Raw genomic sequence first — 15,287 nt, forward strand, 5'->3', positions numbered from 1 at the left:
TCAGTGCACCCCTCCGAGATAGACGGTCTCGCCGGTGACGAACGCCGACGAGGTGGAGAGGAGGAAGTCGAGCGGCCCGACGATGTCCTCCAGGGTGCACATCCGGGCGATCGCCTGCCGGTCCAGGAGAGCCCGCACCGTCTCCGGGTCGACGCTGCGGGAGAGGGCGGTGGCGACTACCGGCAGGCCGAGCGTGTTGACCCGGATGCCGGTGGCGCCGAGCTCCTTGCTCATCGTTTTCGTCATCTGCTCGAGCGCGCCCTTGCTCGCCGCATACGCCAGCTGTCCCGGCAGCGACCACGCCACCGCGATCGACGAGACGTTGATGATCGTCGGCGCCGCATAGCCGCTCGCCTGCAACAGCCGGACGGCCTCGCTCGAGCAGTGCAGAGCGGCGAAGAAGTTGAGGTCGAAGATGCGCCGCGTGGTCTCGTCGGGCATCAGCAGGAAGTGGTTGGTGACGGAGGTGCCCGCGTTGTTGACCAGCGCGTCGATCGCTCCGTGCTCACGGCCGACCCGCCGGAAGAGCGAGCGCACGGCGGCTCCGTCGGTGAGATCGGCCTCGTGGTGCTCGTAGTCGGGATGCGTCAGCGACGAGCGGCGCCTGCTGCAGCCGATCACCCGATGTCCGCCCGCCAGCAGGTGCTCCACCATCCCGCGGCCGATGCCCGTCCGCGCCCCCGTGACCACCACGATCATGCCCGTCTCACCGCACGGAGGCGTCGCCGGCGACGGCAGCCACCCCGCTGTCCGAGCGGGCGATGTCGATCTCCTGCGCGGCGAAGTCGATCAGCCGGCGGACACGGCTGAACGGGCTCACCCGCTGCGAGACCGCCTTCTCGGAGGTGAGCGAGACCTCGACGTCGAACTCCTCGGTGATCTCGAACTCCATGATCGCGAGGAAGTTCACCAGCTGCATCGAGTCGAAGACGCCTCCCTCGCCGTAGAGCGTCAGCGCCTCGAGATCGGTCGTCGGGATCTTCTCGGCTCGGCTGACGTTCACCTCGTCGATGACCCGTCCGATGATCGTGATCAGTTCAGCGTCCATGACGACACCTCTCCGGCCGGGAGCTGCTCCCGACCCGTCCTACCCGGTCCCCATCGGACCGGACGAGCGTGCTGGCCACCGAGGTCTCGGTGGCCCGGGAAGCCGTCAGAGGATCGATCTCCTTGACAGCGTCCGTCGCCTGCACTCGGATGAGGGCATGGCGGACTTCCTCGCGCATCTCCCGCCTGCGCGGGCCGCCACTCCGGGGCCGGGCGAGGTGCAGCTCTGGGGCGCGATCGAGGGCGCGGAGCCGGCAGCCCCCGGCGAGACCTTCTCGCGGCGGATGCAGCGCGCCGTACTCGCGCGCTACCTGGGCGTCACCGCCGCGCAGGTGCGCATCGATCGCCGCTGCGCGCGCTGCGGAGGCCCGCACGGCCGGCCGAGCGTTCCGGGCGCGGGGATCGACTTCTCGGTCAGCCACAGCGGTGGCCGGGTCGTCATCGCGGTGGTCGGCAGCGAGCGGGTGGGCGTCGATGTCCAAATGCCGGCCGCGGAGATCTCCCGCCACTTCCTCGCGAAGGCGCTCGACCCGGCGGAGTCGGCCGCTCTGGAGGCGCTGCCGGCCGCGAGCCGCCTCCGGGCGCTCACGCAGCAGTGGTGCCGCACCGAGGCTGCCGCGAAGCTGACCGGCGTCGGCGTCCTGGCCGGTGTCCGCGCGGAGCCCGGTGCGCAGCGCCTGCCGGTCTCTCTCGTCGACCTGGATCTGGGGGGCGGGCTGGTCGGCGCTCTCGCCTCCAGCCGCCCGATCGATCGGATCCGCCGCGGCACCTAGTCGGCGCTCATCGCCGGCCCGCGGCGGCGAGCCGATCCCGCGCATCAGAACAACCCTCCGCGAGCGACCTCGACCAGCACGAACACGCCGAAAGCGAGGAGGCAGAGTCCGCAGACGAGCTCGGTGATCGCGTACGCCCGGCGGCGGATCAAGTAGCGCCGGGCGAGGCTCGAGAGCACCGAGACTCCGCTGAGGAAGATCAGCCCGAGCACCGAGTGGATGAGTCCCAGCAGGGCACCGAGCCAGACGGTGACCGTCTCGTCCAGGAACAGTCCCGGCATCACGGCCAGGTAGAAGACCCCGATCTTGGGGTTGAGCAGGTTGGTCATCAGGCCGGTGAAGAAATAGGAGCGCAGTCCCCGGTGCTCGATCGCGGCACCGCCGTCGACCTCCACCTCCTCCTGCGCCCGCCAGCTCGCCAGCGAGGCCCGGAAGCTCTGACTGGCGAGGTAGATCAGGTAGAGACCGCCCGCGATCGCCACGATGCTGTAGAGGATCGGGATGCGCTCCAGGATCAGCGCCACGCCGAGCCCGGCGAGGGCGCCCCAGACGATCGGGCCGCAGACCACGCCGAGGGCCGTGACGATGCCCGAGCGCGCTCCGTCGCGGAGGCTGGTGCGCAGCACGAGGATCGTGTCCGCTCCCGGCATGAGCACGACGGCCAGCGCGATGCCCGCGAAGGCGAGGATGGGCTCGATCGACATGACGACGTCTCCGTTTCTGCGTGGTGGTGCGGCGAGTGGCCAGGGGCCGGGATCAGGGGCTCACGGAGGGCCTCCCTCCGGGAAGAAGCCGGGAACGGGCTCGATCTCGCCGGACGCGGTGACCGCGTCGAGGACGAAGCGCCCCACCGCGAGGTCGAGCATCCCGAGCCCGAACGGCGAGAAGACGATCGACCGCTCCGGGTCGGGCACGAGCTCGCCGGTGATCACCTCGGCGATCACTCCGTCGACGAAGTCCCGCGATCCCGTCAGCTGCTCCGTCAGGTGCGGTGACGTCTCCGCCCGGAGGCAGTGGTCGACGTCGTCGAGCACATTGACGGAGCCGAGGAGGATGCGCGGCGAGAGGTCCCGCAGCGAGATGTGCAGCACCACGGGATGGTGCGCGAACCAGGAGGGCTCCTCGACGTGCGGAGTGCCGGCCGTGGTCGCGAAGACGATGAGATCGGCGGAGCGTACCGCGGTCCCGACGTCCTCGACGGTGTGCACCGGTGCCTGCTGCCCGGAGCCGCGGACCGACTCCGCGAAAGCCTCCGCGTAGCCGTGCACGACGTCGACGACATCGACACGGTCGAACTCCCACCCGCTGCGAAGGAAGAACTCGTGGATGTACCGCGCGATCAACCCGGATCCGACGAACAGCAGCCGCCGGGGCCGCTCACGGCGGGCGGTGAGAGCGGCGGCGGCGACCACGGCTGAGGCCGCGGTCCTGGTGGCGCTGATGACGGAGCTCTCGAGGCAGGCGATCGGGTAGCCGGTGTCGATGTCGTTGAGCACGAGGACGGCCGAGGCGCGCGGCAGACCCCGCTCGAGGTTCTTCGGGAAGCTCGAGATCCACTTGATCCCTGCCGCACCGGAGGAGCCGCCGAGTGCAGCGGGCAGCGCGATGATCCGCGCCTCCGGTCGATCGGGGAAAGTCAGGAAGTGGCTCGGCGGATTCACGCTGCGGCCTGCCGCGTGCTCGACGTAGGCGTGCGCGACGACGTCCAGGATCTCCGCGTGCCGACCCTCGAGCGCGCGCAGCACGCTGCCACTGCCGATGACGGAGAACTGCGGTGCCGCGCTCATGCCGCCCCGTTCGCGACCGCGGCGAGCGACGACGGTGGGACGACGCCCGAGTGCCTCGCCACGGTGCCGGCTCCGTAGTGCTCCGCGACCCAGTCGTCGTCGTAGACCGTGTCGAGGTAGCGCTCGCCGAGGTCCGGGGCGACCGCGACGCGCACCCCTCCGCCCGGCTCCTCGAAGGCGAGGTGCCGCAGCGCCCCGGCCAGGACCGTGCCCGTCGACCCGCCGAAGAGGAACCCGGCGCGGGCGAGCTCACGGCACATCCGCACGCTGTCGGCCTCGTGCACGTGGACGACCTCGCCGACCTCGGCCGGCTCGAAGATCTCGGGGCGGCGGCTGCTGCCGAGTCCGGGGATGAACCGGGTCCCCGGGCCGCTGCCGGGAAAGGTGATCGAGCCGACGCTGTCGATCGCGACCACCCGGGCGCGATGCCCGATGTCGCGCAGGTAGCGGACGCAGCCCATCAGGGTCCCCGTCGTCCCCGCGCCGACGTAGAGCACCTCCAGGTCCGGGTACTCGCGCACGATCGCCGGTGCGGTGCTCGCGTAGTGGCCGAGCCAGTTCGCGGAGTTCGCGTACTGGTTCAGCCACACATAACGGTCGTCCGCCGCGCAGAGGGCGCGGACGCAGTCGATCCGGCTGGTCAGGAAACCCTGGTTCGAGTCCAGCTCGTCGACCACGATCACGCGTCCGCCGGTCGCCTCGATGTGGCGGCGGTTCTGCACGCTCGAGCGCGGGTCCATCACGCAGACGAAGCCGTAGCCGCGGCCGGCCGCGATGACGCTCAGGGCGACTCCGAGGTTGCCGGAGGACGATTCGACGATCACTGATCCCGGCCGGAGCACCCCGGCCGCCTCGGCCGCGTCGAGCATCGAGACGGCGGTCTTGAGCTTGATCGAACCGCCGAAGTTCAGGCCCTCGACCTTGAGGACGATCGGCGCCCCGATCACCGGGTCGAGGTCGACGAAGACGTCGTCGATCACGAGCTGCTCCGCGCTGGAGATCTGCATGGTCCTCCTCCTTCCCCGGATCAGAGCGGCGCGACAGCGCGCAGCTGCTGCAGTCGGCCGACCGCGGACTTCGCCCGGAACACGGCCCGGCCGCTGCGGCTGAGCCCCCGCATCGCGGCGCGGGCGTCGAGGCTGCGGTCGGCCAGCAGTGGGCCGAACACGCTCTGCCAGTACAGGGCGTTGCGCCCGATCCGCCCCAGGGATTCGCGGATGTCGATCGCCATCACCTGCTCCGTCTCCTCGCTCCACTGGTGCTTCTTGGTGATCCCCAGCCGCTCGGCGCCCAGGTGCTCGTAGAGCGGGATCAGCTTGTCGATCGAGTCGAGCACGACGAACCGCGCCTGCACCTCGAGCGCGGTCCGGCCGATCGCCCTGGCCAGCGCGCAGAACACACCGTGGCCGCGGTACTGCGGATGCACGCCCACCCGGGACGCCTCGACGAAGCCCTCGTCCCAGAGCCGCTGCGGTAGGCCGCCCGTGTCGGCGCACTCGTGCTCGAGCTCGCTGAGCTCCCGATCACCGTTGTTGACCACCACCCGGGCCGAGCCCACGTTCTTGCTCCCGAGCCGGGCCACGAGGGTGACGGAGGCGGTGTCCCAGCGGTCCACGAGCTGCTCGCTGCCCTCGACGTCGGTGAGGCGCCCGAAGTGCTGGTTCGCCTGCAGCCGCAGTTCCAGGGCCGCACGGAAGGCGTCGGCGTCGGTGACCTCGTCGACGACGAGGAACCGGTCGAGGCGACGCGGAGCGACTCCGGCGGCACGCAGGTGGCCGAAGGTGAACGCGTCCACCGTCCCGACGAGCAGCGCGGCGCTGCGCTCGGACGCCGGTCGTCCGAGCAGCTCGACCGCGACGGTGTCCCCGCCGCCGAGCCCGGTGACCCGCGCCGGGAGCACCACTCGACCGAGCCAGCCGCTCTCGACCTCGAGCCGCAGCTCGGTGCCGACTCCCGGCCGCGCCGCGGGCATCCGGAGCTCGCCGGCGCGCGTCGACAGCCGGATGACCTCTCCGGTCAGCACCGTCGAGGCGCGCAGCACCGCCGATCCGCGCAGTCCTATCGACCCCCGCAGGCGGAGGCGCACGGGCAGCGGCGGATCGATCGGGTGCAGCATCGTGGCGGGATCGGCGGTCGCCGTCTCGTCCTGTGTCCGAGTCATCAGTCCTCTTCCGGGTCGCGCGGGGTCGACGGTCATCGCCGGGGGTCGGGTGTCGGGGTCGGGTCAGTGCAACGCGTAGCCGACCAGCAGCGGCTCCGAGTAGAGGGGCACCCGCAGGTCGTCGGCGGTCAGCTCCCGCGACCTGTAGAGCGAGGGCACCTCCCTCGCCACCGTCGGGGCGAACGGGAGCCGGGCGCCGACCCGGAGCTGCGCGCGGTCGACGATGAGGCACTGGACGCCGAGCGCGAGGCTCCAGTAGAGCCGGAGCCAGCCGAGCGCGTCGACGAGGCGGTCCTCGTCGCTGAAGTAGAGGATGCGGCCGACCGGCTGGCGCGGAGTGACACGCATCTTCTTCACGATCGCGTAGAGGTGGCCCGAGCGGCCACGGCGGCGCACGAGGAAGTGCCGGCAGTCCAGACCGCGATGGTCCTCGAAGATCCGTAGCTGCGACCCGGTCAGAGCGGAGCCGATCGCGGCCTCATCCGTCTCGACCCTCAGATCGGCGCGCAGAGCACCGGGAGTGGGGACCGGCAGGATGCGCAGCACCTCCTGCTCCAGCTCGGCGAAGCCGAACTTCCTGCTGATCTCGTAGACCTCGGGCGAGGGCGTGTAGTTCAGCAGCGTCATGCCCTTGATCGAGAGCGCGGGCAGCAGGAGCATCAGGCTCTCGGAGCGGAATTCATCCTTCACGTACCAGCTGTGCAGCTCGCAGAACTTGCGCATCGCCCCGGCGATCTCGCGCCGGGTGAACAGCATCCCGATGAAGCCGACGACCTCTCCCTCTGCTTCGAGGACATAGCCGTAGTAGTCCTCCTCTCCGCCCCAGACCGGCTCGAAGAGCCGGGCACGGGCCTCGCTGGGGAGGGCCGCGTTGCGCAGCGTGGAGGAGCGGATGAGGTCGTAGACCCGGGCTGCGTCGTCCCGCGTCGCGCGGCGCACCTCGGCCATCTAGCGCAGTCCGCCCCGTATCGGGACGCGCGCGGCACGGCACGCGTCGCCGCTCCGGATCCGAGGTGCTCCGGGCGATCCGTCTCTGATCATGCGCTTTCCCCCTTTTTCGACGGGAATGCCGATCTCCTCACCCGATATCGGCCCGTCGTCGCTGAACTGCTGCCCCAGGTCTACTTCCTGCCGGGAAGAAGTGCGTACTGATCGGTCGCAGAGTTTACGCCGCCGTAACACGCCGGTCACACGACGATGGACATCGACAGTAATAGCCCGTGATTATCGAAAAGGAATAGCCGTGGAAGACGATCTAGGGCACTATCGGCCCACCGGATCGAGGCAGCCGGACGAGGACGTGCACCACCGCTGCCACCGCACTCGGGCCCGAACGCGATGCCGGGGTCTGTCGCGCCTGCGCCCCGCCGCGAGCTCACCGTCGCCCGACACGACCCTCTCCAACCGAGAAGGAACACCGATGACCAGCACCGAGATCGCCGCGCACTTCACCGCTCAGCTGTGCCTCATCCTGATCGCCTGCGTGCTGATGCGCCGGGCGGCGCAGTGGATCGGCCAGCCTCCGGTCATCGGCGAGATGATCGCCGGCGTCCTGCTCGGTCCGTCCCTGTTCGGGCTGCTCGCACCCGAGCTGCAGGCCGCGATCTTCCCGCGCGACGGCGCCGGGATGACGATCCTCTATACACTCAGTCAGCTCGGTCTCGTCTTCTACATGTTCGTCATCGGGCTCGAGTTCGACACCCGGATGGCCCGCACGAACGCCCGCGCCGTCGTCGGCGTTTCGAGCTCCGGTCTTCTCGCGCCGCTCGCGCTCGGGATCCTCTGCGCCGCACCGCTCCTGGCCGACTCCGGGATGTACTTCACCGAGGGCGTCGACTTCTGGCCCGCGGCGCTGTTCCTGGGCGCCGCCATCGCGACGACCGCGTTCCCGATGCTCGCGCGGATCATCTCCGAGCGCGGCATGGGCGGCACGCGGTCCGGCACACTCGCGCTCGCCTCCGGAGCCCTGACCGACGCCGTCTCGTGGATCCTGCTCGCCGTGGTCATCGCGGTCTTCCAGAGCGACCCGATGATCGCCGTGGCAGCCGTGCTCGGCGGGGCCGTCTATGTGGCGATCCTGCTGACGGGTGGGAAGACCCTGCTCGCCCGTTTCCTTCCGGCGAGGGGCGGGAGCGAGCTGAGCTCGTCCGCCTACATGGTCGTCCTCATCCTGGTCCTCGCGAGCGCCTGGTACACCACGGCGATCGGCATCCACTCGATCTTCGGCGGCTTCCTGCTGGGCGTGGCGATGCCGAGAGGCGCCGTGGCCGAGACAGTCATCCGCCGGACCGAGCCGTTCGTGAAGAACATGCTGCTGCCGCTCTTCTTCGTCTATTCGGGGCTGAACACCCAGATCGGGCTGGTGAACACTCCGCTGCTGTGGCTGGTCACCGTCGGGCTCATCGCCGCAGCGGTGCTCGGCAAGGGCGTCGCCTGCTACGGAGCGTCGCGGCTCCTCGGAATGGGGCGGAGCGAGTCACTCGCGGTCGGCAGCCTGATGAACGCTCGCGGCCTGATCGAGCTGATCCTGCTCAACATCGGCCTCCAGGCCGGCTTCATCACGCCGACTCTGTTCACGATGCTCGTTCTGATGGCCGTCGTCACGACACTGATGACCGCGCCGGTCTTCGACCTGGCCGTCCGCCGCGGCGGGCTCGGGATGCCGGCGTCCGCGGCGCCGACCGTCGAGCCCGCAGCGGAGCACCCGGTGGGCTGAGGGCCGGGCTGCCGGCCGGTGCGGAGAGTCCGCGCTCCCGCCGGGTGGTCTCGACGAGCACGGGGAGAGGGAGGCATCGATGGCATCGACGAGCACGGACGGAAGCCCTGCGGGACGCGGCCGGGTCGAGGACGCGGAAGCGCTCGAGCGTTTCCGGAGCCTGCTGCGGATACCGACGGTCTCCGGCCGCGACGACGCCGGGAGGGACGCCGACTTCGAGCGGTTCCTGGCGACTCTCACCGAGCTGTACCCGCGCGTGCACCACGCCCTCGAGGTCGAGCGCGTGGGCGGGTACTCGCTCGTCCTGCGCTGGCGCGGTCTCGATGCAGCGTCTCCGACAGTGCTGATGGCGCACTACGACGTCGTGCCCGCCGTGCCCGAGGACTGGAGCGTCGCCCCCTTCGGCGCCGTCGTCACCGGCGCCCCCACCGAGGCTGTCCTGCACGGCCGCGGCACCCTCGACGACAAGGGCGCGCTCGCCGCGATCCTCGAGGCCGTCGAGGAGGCGGTCGCCGACGGTCACGTCCCTCGCCACGACCTCTACCTGTGTTTCGGTCACACGGAGGAGGTGTCCGGTCAGGGCGCGTCCGCGATGGTGGCGTGGTTCCGCGACCGCGGCCTCCGCCCGGCGCTCGTCCTCGACGAAGGAGGCGCCGTGGTCGCAGACGTCTTCCCGACCGTCCGAGCACCGGCCGCTGTGGTGGGCGTGTCGGAGCGCGGCGTCGTCAGCCTGCATCTGCGCGTCACCGAGCAGGGCGGGCATGCGTCCATCCCCGCGAGACTGCCGGCGACCACACGCCTCGCACGTGCGATCGTCCGCGTCCACCGGCATCCCTTCCCCGTGGGCATCCCCGCGCCCACCCGCGAATTCCTCGCGAGGATGAGCGCCCTGGCCTCTCCTCCACTCCGCCTGGTCTTCTCGCACCTCGGTTCGACGGCGCCGCTGGTCGCACGAGCGCTGCCGTTCCTCGGCCCCGAGATGAACGCACTGGTGCGCACGACCGTGGTCGCCACCGCCCTCTCGGGGGCGCCCGCCGACAACGTGATGGCCCGGGAGGCGCGCGCGACTCTGAACGTGCGCATCCAGGTCGGCACGTCGGTGGCCGACGTCGTGCGGCACGTGCGACGGGCCGTCCGCGACGACGCGGTCGAGATCGAGCTCTCCGAGCCCTTCGAGCCCTCGCCCGTCTCTCCGTGGGCGGGCGAGGCGTGGGACCGGCTCCACGACGCGCTGGCCCGATCGCATCCCGGAGTCGTCCTGACCCCCTACATCCAGCTGGGCGCGAGCGACAGCCGCTTCTTCGCGCCGATCAGTGACGCGGTCTACCGGTTCACGCCGTTCGAGATGACGAGGGCGGAGCGTGCGAGCATCCACGGCCCGAACGAGCGGATCCGCGTCGACGCCTGGCTGCGCGGGATCCGCTTCTACCGCGCGCTGATCGCCGGGTCGTAGGACGCCCGTCGTTCGAGCCCGTGCCGCATCCGTCCTCGCTGGTCGCACCCGCCACGCCGCTGCTCAGCCGGTCGACCTCTCCGCAGAAAGCGCTGCCCATCCGTGCCGTGGAGGAGACGATCGTCGACGAGTATCAGGACGGCCTCCGGCTCGACCGCACGCCGGAAAGGACCTCGAGCGCCTGGTCGACGACGAGGTCGTCGCGACTCGCGGCGACGCTGAGCAGCGACACGCACAGGACCGATCTCGAACGCTTTGAGCGTGAACGGCTCCGCCTCCTCCACTTCCAGGGCGTCCCCGGCGCCCGCACCGACGTCGCCTGACAGCTCGACGGGAGAGGGGCGGCTAGCCCCTCCCCCCCACCCGTTACGGTGCTCCCAGCGGCAGAGCGCCTTTTCACACACGGGAAATTTCACGATGCGTCGGGACCAGCTCCACCGATCTCACCCCGGGCGCGCCACGGTGCTGCCCCCATTGGCTGCCGGTTACGAAAAGACGGACGACGTTACCGGACGAGGCTGACTTGTCTCGCGCACCTCCGATCGCGAGTCTTGGAGCTTTTAATGAGGTTCGAGGCCAAAGCACCTGGCTCTCAGGCAACACCAAGGTCACCGTAACCACAGGCGTGAGAGCGCTCCCGCGCGCGAAGTGGGCGCCCCATTGTTGACACACCTTCACGAACAGGAGTAGACCAGTATGGACGAAGGCAGCGCTGAGGAGGAAGAACATGAATCCTAGAAACGTGACCACGAAACTAACTGTCGGTATTTCCGCGGTTGCCCTTCTCGGTGCGGTGGCGGCACCCGCATACGCCGATGAATCCGTAACAAATGAATATTCGTCCGCTGCGGGCGCCGTGAATCGAGTCACGCCGAGCGAATCGACTCCAGAGGTCGGCGATAGTGGACTTCCCGCGGATGGCGGGAGCGTAATAACCACAAACGGGGCTGGAATCATCATGCCCGCGCAAGGAGCCCCGGTTGTCAGCGATGGAAACGTTGTGTATGACGGGCAACATTCAGGATCGAAGATTATCGCCCAACCGACTGCTACTGGCCTTCGATCCCTCGTGTACATCGAGGACTCTTCGGCTCCCGAGAGATACGACTTTAATTTCAATGATGCTTCAAGGTTGCAGGTCCTTCCGGATGGAGCTGTTGCCGTGCTAGGCGAACCCGAAGGGACTGAAGAGCCCCTACTGGGCGTCGTTGCAGCGCCGTGGGCCAAGGATCTAAACGGGCAGTCGGTTCCCACTCACTTTGAAGTCGAGGGAACAACCCTCACCCAAGTGGTCGAGCACAAGGAAGGAAACTACGCGTATGGGATCGTCGCTGACCCGGATTGGAACGCTTGTGCAGCGGGTGCGATCGCAGGTTTTGGCGGCGGAGCGGTCGCAGCCGGGTCAATCGGGAGCGTGATCCCATTCTGGGGGACGGCGGGCGGTGCGGTCATGGGTGGCCTGTACGGAGCTACTGCAGGCTGCATGGCCGCGGGAGGATGATCAAGAGATGAAGAAGCTACTACTTCGGCCCGTTCCCGACTCAATATTTATCATGATCGCGTTCTTTGATTTGGTCTTCAGTACCGTCATGTGTTACGTGCTCCCAGATTCCAAAGCAACCTTCGCGACCGTGGCGATGATTTCATTTGCCGGGCTCTTGTTTATTTCGTCGCGGCTCAGGAACATATCTACTTCGCACGGTGAGGGAACTCTTAATAGCAACAAAAGCTGACGAAGCCGTAAACCACTCCCAGACCGACGGCTTGGTCATCTAGAGCAGAGCGGCGGCCCGGCTGGCACAGAGACCAGCCGGGTTTTGCCATGCCACTCAACGGTTGTCGTGGCTCGGCGCTCTCGGGCGATCGCGGACCGCGCCGAGGCCTCGGCAGGTGTCCCATAATGAGCCACCTGGTTGGGCGAGCTTGTCAAGTTGTGTGTGTAAGTGGGCGGGGCCTTGGAGTTAGAGGTAGGGCTCGACGCGTTCGGGGAAGACGAGGGCGAGCTGTTCCAGGGCCTTCTTCCAGTTCGTGACGACTTGGCCCTCGACGAGCCGCCCTTCGGCCTTGCGTTTCGCGCCGCGGTCAAGTCCGCGTTCTTTCTCGCGGTCGCGGGCGCGCTTGTCTTCGATGTTGCAGATCGCCAGCCAGAGCAGCTTCACGACGGCCTGATCGTTCGGGAAGTGTCCGCGGTTCTTGGTGACCTTCCGCAGCTGGAAGTTCAGCGACTCGATCGCGTTGGTCGTGTAGATCACCCGCCTCACCTCCGTCGGGAACGCCAGGAAGGGCGTGAACCGCTCCCAGGCGTCCTCGAATACCGCCGCCGCGCGAGGGTTGGCTCGGCCCGGCTCCGACGTTGTGAACGCCTCGAGCGCGTCTCTGGCGGCCTCCGCGGTCGGGGCCTGGTAGATGGGCTTGAGCGCGGCCGCGACGGCCTTGCGCTGCCCGTAGCCGACGAACCGCATCGCGTTGCGGATGAGGTGGACGACGCAGGTCTGAACCATCGAGTTGGGCCAGGTCGCCTCGATCGCCTCGGGAAACCCGGTGAGCCCGTCGCAGCAGACGATCAGGACGTCACGGACGCCGCGGTTGGCGAGCTCGGCTCAGACCCCCGCCCAGAACTTCGCGCCCTCGGTGGCCTGGATCCAGATGCCCAGGACGTGCTTGACGCCGTCCGTGTCGACGCCGAGAGCGATGTGTGCGGCCTTGTTGCGCACGTGCCCGCCGTCGCGGACCTTGACGATCAACGCGTCGAGGTAGATCACCGGGTAGAACGCCTCCAACGGCCGCTGCTGCCACGCCAGGACCTCGTCGGCGATCTCCTCGGTGATGTTCGAGATCGTCTCGTGCGACAGGTCCGTCCCGATCGTCGATTCCAGGTGATGCTCGATGTCCCGCACCGTCATCCCGCCGGCGTAGAGCGAGACGATCATCTCGTCCAGCTGCGACAGACGCCGACTGCCCGTCGGGACCAGCCGAGGGGTGAACGACCCGTTGCGGTCCCGCGGGACGCGCAGCTCGACATCGCCGACGCTCGTGGAGACCGTCTTCGGGAACGACCCGTTCCGCGAGTCCGGGAACACGGGCGCCTCCGGGTCGCCCTTTTCGTAGCCGACATGATCGGTCAGCTCCGCCTGCAGGCCCCGCTCCAACCCGGTCTTGATCAGCTGCTGAATGAACCCGCCATCACCATCGAGCTGGATCTCGCCCGCGTCGATCTTCGCGAACAGGTCATCCATCACACCCGACTCGACCAGACGCTGCGCACCCTCGGCCTGCTGCTTCCGACGCTCCTCGCGCGTCACCTTACCGATCGCCAACTACGTGCATCCTCTCGTCAGAAGACCCACCCCTCACACACACCATTTGACGCGCTCTCGTCGACGTCCAGTTGCAGCGCTCGGGCGATCGCGCCCAGGACGCTCTCGGAGGCGCCGCCGATCTTCCCGCGCTCCAGCCGTGTGTAGTACTCGACGCTGAGTCGGGCGAGCATCGCGACCTCCTCGCGGCGCAGTCCGGGCACTCGTCGCCCACCGGTCACCGGAGGCAGCCCCGCCTGTGCCGGGGTGACGCGCGCCCGGCGCGACATGAGGAAGTCCTTGATCTCCTGCTCGATCTGCATCCTTCCACGCTATGACCTGCGCACCGACGGAGGGGGTCCCTGCCAGTGACTGCCACCGGGCGCCCGAGGGGCGAACGATGGAGGCCACACGTCGGCGACGCAGTGCAGAGCCCGTCGCAGGAATTGCCGACGAAGCGACGACGAAAGGAATCACACATGACCTCATGGCCAGCCGCAGACCTCGACCGCATCGCGGCCGCGGACGATCTGCACATCGCACCGTTCCGCGCCGATGGCACCACCCTCGGCACACCCACCTGGATCTGGTCCGTGGTCGTCGAGGGCCGCCTCTTCGTCCGCGCCTGGAACGGCACGCGCTCCCGCTGGTACCAGGCCGCGATCGCGCAGGGCGCCGGCCGGATCACCACCGCCGGCTCCACCTTCGACGTGGCGTTCGCCGCCGCAGACAACGCCCTGCACGACCGGATCGACGCGGCCTACTCCACCACGTACGCCGGCAGCAGCTATCTCCCCCCGATGATCGCCGCCGGCCCACGAGCCGCGACCGTCGAGATCACCCCCCGCGCCACGGCGTGACACGAGAAACGAGCAGCACCATGAAGATCGCCATCATCGGCACAGGAATGGTCGGTCGCGGCCTCGCCGAACGCCTCGACGGCCTCGGCCACGACGTCGTCATCGGCACGCGCGACGTCGCGAGCACCCTCGCCCGCACGGAGCCCGACGCGATGGGCACCCCGCCCTACGCTCAGTGGCAGCGCGAGCATCCCGCCGTCCGTCTGCTGACCCTCCCCGGGGCGGGCACGCACGGCGACGTCATCGTCAACGCCACCAACGGGCAGCACGCCCTGGCGGCGCTCGAGGGCGTCGGTGCGGAGCCGCTGGCCGGCAAGGTCCTGCTGGACCTCGCACTCCCCCTTGACCTGTCGGAAGGGTTCCCACCGACCCTGACGATCTCGAACACGGACAGCTTGGGCGAGCAGATCCAGCGCACCTACCCGGACACCCGTGTGGTGAAGTCGCTCAACTCCGTCTACTACCAGGTCATGGTCGACCCGACCAGGGTGCCCGGCCCGCACAGCATCTTCGTCGCCGGGAACGACACCGACGCGAAGCACACGGTCGAGGGCCTCCTCCAGGAGTTCGGCTGGCCTACCGAATCGATCATCGACCTCGGCGACATCACCGGCGCCCGCGGCGTCGAGATGTACGCACGACTCTTCTTCACCCTCTACAACGCGTTCGGGACCTTCGACTTCAACATCAACGTCACCCGCGCCCACTGACCTCCCTCCCACACACCCACACACAGGAAGCACATGGACAACACCGCAACCCTGCCCAGCGTCGGACAGACCTGGCTCGCCGACCTCGGCCCGAACACCCCGCTCGGCCACTTCACCGTCGAGATCACCTTCACCACTGACACCAGCGTCACTTTCACTGTCACCGGTGGCGCCATCAAGGGCCGCACCGAGACGATGGACTACACCACCACCGAGGTCCGCGACGGCCTCTACGTGGTGCGCTGGACCGAGCCCGACTCCCTCGACCACGTGACCCATATCGAGGACTACACCAACGGCAGCTGCATGGCCTCCTCGGTCATCGGGGGCGAATTCGTCCAGCTGCACGGGACCTGGACCCGCGTGCGCTGAACCAGTGACCCACGCCGTGCCGGCCGAGGAGGACGCGAGGTTCGCCCCCGGCCGGTGCGGCATCGACGTCGTTCGATTCCGTGATCGCTAGGCCAGATGCGGACGCCTCTGC

15 protein-coding genes and 2 pseudogenes are annotated in these 15,287 nt (G+C 68.7%); 8 read left to right on the top strand and 9 right to left on the bottom strand.

Translation table 11 applies throughout. The features are described 5' to 3' along the window. Both GSU10_RS11120 and GSU10_RS11125 read right to left on the bottom strand, forming a co-directional pair. Positions 1–699: an SDR family NAD(P)-dependent oxidoreductase gene (locus tag GSU10_RS11120; RefSeq protein WP_068208189.1), complete on the bottom strand. Its 699-nt coding sequence runs from the start codon at positions 697–699 to the stop codon at positions 1–3. A 7-nt stretch (positions 700–706) separates the two neighbouring features. Next, on the bottom strand, positions 707–1,048 hold the full coding sequence (locus GSU10_RS11125) for a hypothetical protein (RefSeq protein ID WP_068208191.1): 342 nt from the start codon (positions 1,046–1,048) through the stop codon (positions 707–709). Positions 1,049–1,205: 157 nt separating this feature from the next. On the opposite strand from GSU10_RS11125, the gene GSU10_RS11130 reads away from it, so the two are divergent. Further along, positions 1,206–1,820 carry a 4'-phosphopantetheinyl transferase family protein gene (locus GSU10_RS11130; RefSeq protein ID WP_158286099.1) on the top strand — a complete coding sequence of 205 codons (615 nt, stop codon included), beginning with the start codon at positions 1,206–1,208 and terminating at the stop codon, positions 1,818–1,820. 44 nt (positions 1,821–1,864) lie between these two features. Here the strand turns inward: GSU10_RS11130 and GSU10_RS11135 are convergent, their stop codons facing one another. The 5 genes from GSU10_RS11135 to GSU10_RS11155 form a co-directional block, all read right to left on the bottom strand. Further along, positions 1,865–2,524: a LysE family translocator gene (locus GSU10_RS11135; RefSeq protein ID WP_068208196.1), complete on the bottom strand. Its 660-nt coding sequence runs from the start codon at positions 2,522–2,524 to the stop codon at positions 1,865–1,867. Positions 2,525–2,584: 60 nt separating this feature from the next. Continuing rightward, positions 2,585–3,607 (bottom strand): 2,3-diaminopropionate biosynthesis protein SbnB, encoded by a 1,023-nt coding sequence (gene sbnB, locus GSU10_RS11140; protein ID WP_068208199.1) that lies wholly within the window; start codon positions 3,605–3,607, stop codon positions 2,585–2,587. Further along, entirely contained in the window at positions 3,604–4,614 is a 1,011-nt protein-coding gene (gene sbnA, locus GSU10_RS11145; RefSeq protein WP_068208202.1) for a 2,3-diaminopropionate biosynthesis protein SbnA, read from the bottom strand. The genes sbnB and sbnA overlap by 4 nt, the downstream gene beginning before the upstream one ends. 20 nt (positions 4,615–4,634) lie before the next feature. Beyond that, positions 4,635–5,768, bottom strand: coding sequence for a GNAT family protein (locus tag GSU10_RS11150; protein WP_132504886.1), 1,134 nt, complete (start codon positions 5,766–5,768; stop codon positions 4,635–4,637). A gap of 63 nt (positions 5,769–5,831) precedes the next feature. Next, on the bottom strand, positions 5,832–6,716 hold the full coding sequence (locus GSU10_RS11155) for a hypothetical protein (RefSeq protein WP_132504888.1): 885 nt from the start codon (positions 6,714–6,716) through the stop codon (positions 5,832–5,834). 472 nt (positions 6,717–7,188) lie between these two features. On the opposite strand from GSU10_RS11155, the gene GSU10_RS11160 reads away from it, so the two are divergent. From GSU10_RS11160 to GSU10_RS11175, 4 genes are all read left to right on the top strand, one after another. Continuing rightward, entirely contained in the window at positions 7,189–8,484 is a 1,296-nt protein-coding gene (locus GSU10_RS11160) for a cation:proton antiporter (protein ID WP_068208213.1), read from the top strand. Between the two features lie 79 nt (positions 8,485–8,563). Beyond that, positions 8,564–9,937, top strand: a complete 1,374-nt coding sequence (locus tag GSU10_RS11165) for a M20/M25/M40 family metallo-hydrolase (protein ID WP_068208216.1) — start codon at positions 8,564–8,566, stop codon at positions 9,935–9,937. Between the two features lie 20 nt (positions 9,938–9,957). Further along, positions 9,958–10,260, top strand: coding sequence for a hypothetical protein (locus GSU10_RS11170; RefSeq protein ID WP_068208220.1), 303 nt, complete (start codon positions 9,958–9,960; stop codon positions 10,258–10,260). Positions 10,261–10,664: 404 nt separating this feature from the next. Next, the gene (locus GSU10_RS11175; protein WP_132504890.1) at positions 10,665–11,438 is read left to right on the top strand and encodes a hypothetical protein; all 774 of its coding nucleotides are present in this window, start codon (positions 10,665–10,667) and stop codon (positions 11,436–11,438) included. A 460-nt stretch (positions 11,439–11,898) separates the two neighbouring features. Here the strand turns inward: GSU10_RS11175 and GSU10_RS11180 are convergent. Together GSU10_RS11180 and GSU10_RS11185 are read right to left on the bottom strand one after the other, a co-directional pair. Continuing rightward, positions 11,899–13,173: pseudogene (locus tag GSU10_RS11180) on the bottom strand (IS256 family transposase). Positions 13,174–13,304: 131 nt separating this feature from the next. Beyond that, positions 13,305–13,556 (bottom strand): annotated as a pseudogene (locus GSU10_RS11185) (helix-turn-helix domain-containing protein); the annotation flags it as partial. 156 nt (positions 13,557–13,712) lie between these two features. Here GSU10_RS11185 and GSU10_RS11190 point away from each other — a divergent pair. From GSU10_RS11190 to GSU10_RS11200, 3 genes are read left to right on the top strand one after another with little or no spacing between them, the layout of a single operon-like run. Beyond that, positions 13,713–14,093 carry a DUF2255 family protein gene (locus GSU10_RS11190; protein ID WP_068208227.1) on the top strand — a complete coding sequence of 127 codons (381 nt, stop codon included), beginning with the start codon at positions 13,713–13,715 and terminating at the stop codon, positions 14,091–14,093. A gap of 20 nt (positions 14,094–14,113) precedes the next feature. Next, positions 14,114–14,803 carry an NADPH-dependent F420 reductase gene (locus GSU10_RS11195; RefSeq protein ID WP_068208230.1) on the top strand — a complete coding sequence of 230 codons (690 nt, stop codon included), beginning with the start codon at positions 14,114–14,116 and terminating at the stop codon, positions 14,801–14,803. Between the two features lie 33 nt (positions 14,804–14,836). Further along, positions 14,837–15,175, top strand: a complete 339-nt coding sequence (locus GSU10_RS11200; RefSeq protein ID WP_068208231.1) for a MoaF-related domain-containing protein — start codon at positions 14,837–14,839, stop codon at positions 15,173–15,175. Positions 15,176–15,287 lie beyond the last annotated feature (112 nt).

Origin of the sequence: Rathayibacter tanaceti, assembly GCF_009834165.1 — a bacterium.
Taxonomy (GTDB): Bacteria; Actinomycetota; Actinomycetes; order Actinomycetales; family Microbacteriaceae; genus Rathayibacter; species Rathayibacter tanaceti.

Bases quoted from the DNA above. Each gene is read 5' to 3' on its own strand.
- GSU10_RS11120 (WP_068208189.1), bottom strand. From the start codon at position 699: ATGATCGTGGTGGTCACGGGGGCGCGGACGGGCATCGGCCGCGGGATG.
- GSU10_RS11125 (WP_068208191.1), bottom strand. From the start codon at position 1,048: ATGGACGCTGAACTGATCACGATCATCGGACGGGTCATCGACGAGGTG.
- GSU10_RS11130 (WP_158286099.1), top strand. From the start codon at position 1,206: ATGGCGGACTTCCTCGCGCATCTCCCGCCTGCGCGGGCCGCCACTCCG.
- GSU10_RS11135 (WP_068208196.1), bottom strand. From the start codon at position 2,524: ATGTCGATCGAGCCCATCCTCGCCTTCGCGGGCATCGCGCTGGCCGTC.
- sbnB (WP_068208199.1), bottom strand. From the start codon at position 3,607: ATGAGCGCGGCACCGCAGTTCTCCGTCATCGGCAGTGGCAGCGTGCTG.
- sbnA (WP_068208202.1), bottom strand. From the start codon at position 4,614: ATGCAGATCTCCAGCGCGGAGCAGCTCGTGATCGACGACGTCTTCGTC.
- GSU10_RS11150 (WP_132504886.1), bottom strand. From the start codon at position 5,768: ATGACTCGGACACAGGACGAGACGGCGACCGCCGATCCCGCCACGATG.
- GSU10_RS11155 (WP_132504888.1), bottom strand. From the start codon at position 6,716: ATGGCCGAGGTGCGCCGCGCGACGCGGGACGACGCAGCCCGGGTCTAC.
- GSU10_RS11160 (WP_068208213.1), top strand. From the start codon at position 7,189: ATGACCAGCACCGAGATCGCCGCGCACTTCACCGCTCAGCTGTGCCTC.
- GSU10_RS11165 (WP_068208216.1), top strand. From the start codon at position 8,564: ATGGCATCGACGAGCACGGACGGAAGCCCTGCGGGACGCGGCCGGGTC.
- GSU10_RS11175 (WP_132504890.1), top strand. From the start codon at position 10,665: ATGAATCCTAGAAACGTGACCACGAAACTAACTGTCGGTATTTCCGCG.
- GSU10_RS11190 (WP_068208227.1), top strand. From the start codon at position 13,713: ATGACCTCATGGCCAGCCGCAGACCTCGACCGCATCGCGGCCGCGGAC.
- GSU10_RS11195 (WP_068208230.1), top strand. From the start codon at position 14,114: ATGAAGATCGCCATCATCGGCACAGGAATGGTCGGTCGCGGCCTCGCC.
- GSU10_RS11200 (WP_068208231.1), top strand. From the start codon at position 14,837: ATGGACAACACCGCAACCCTGCCCAGCGTCGGACAGACCTGGCTCGCC.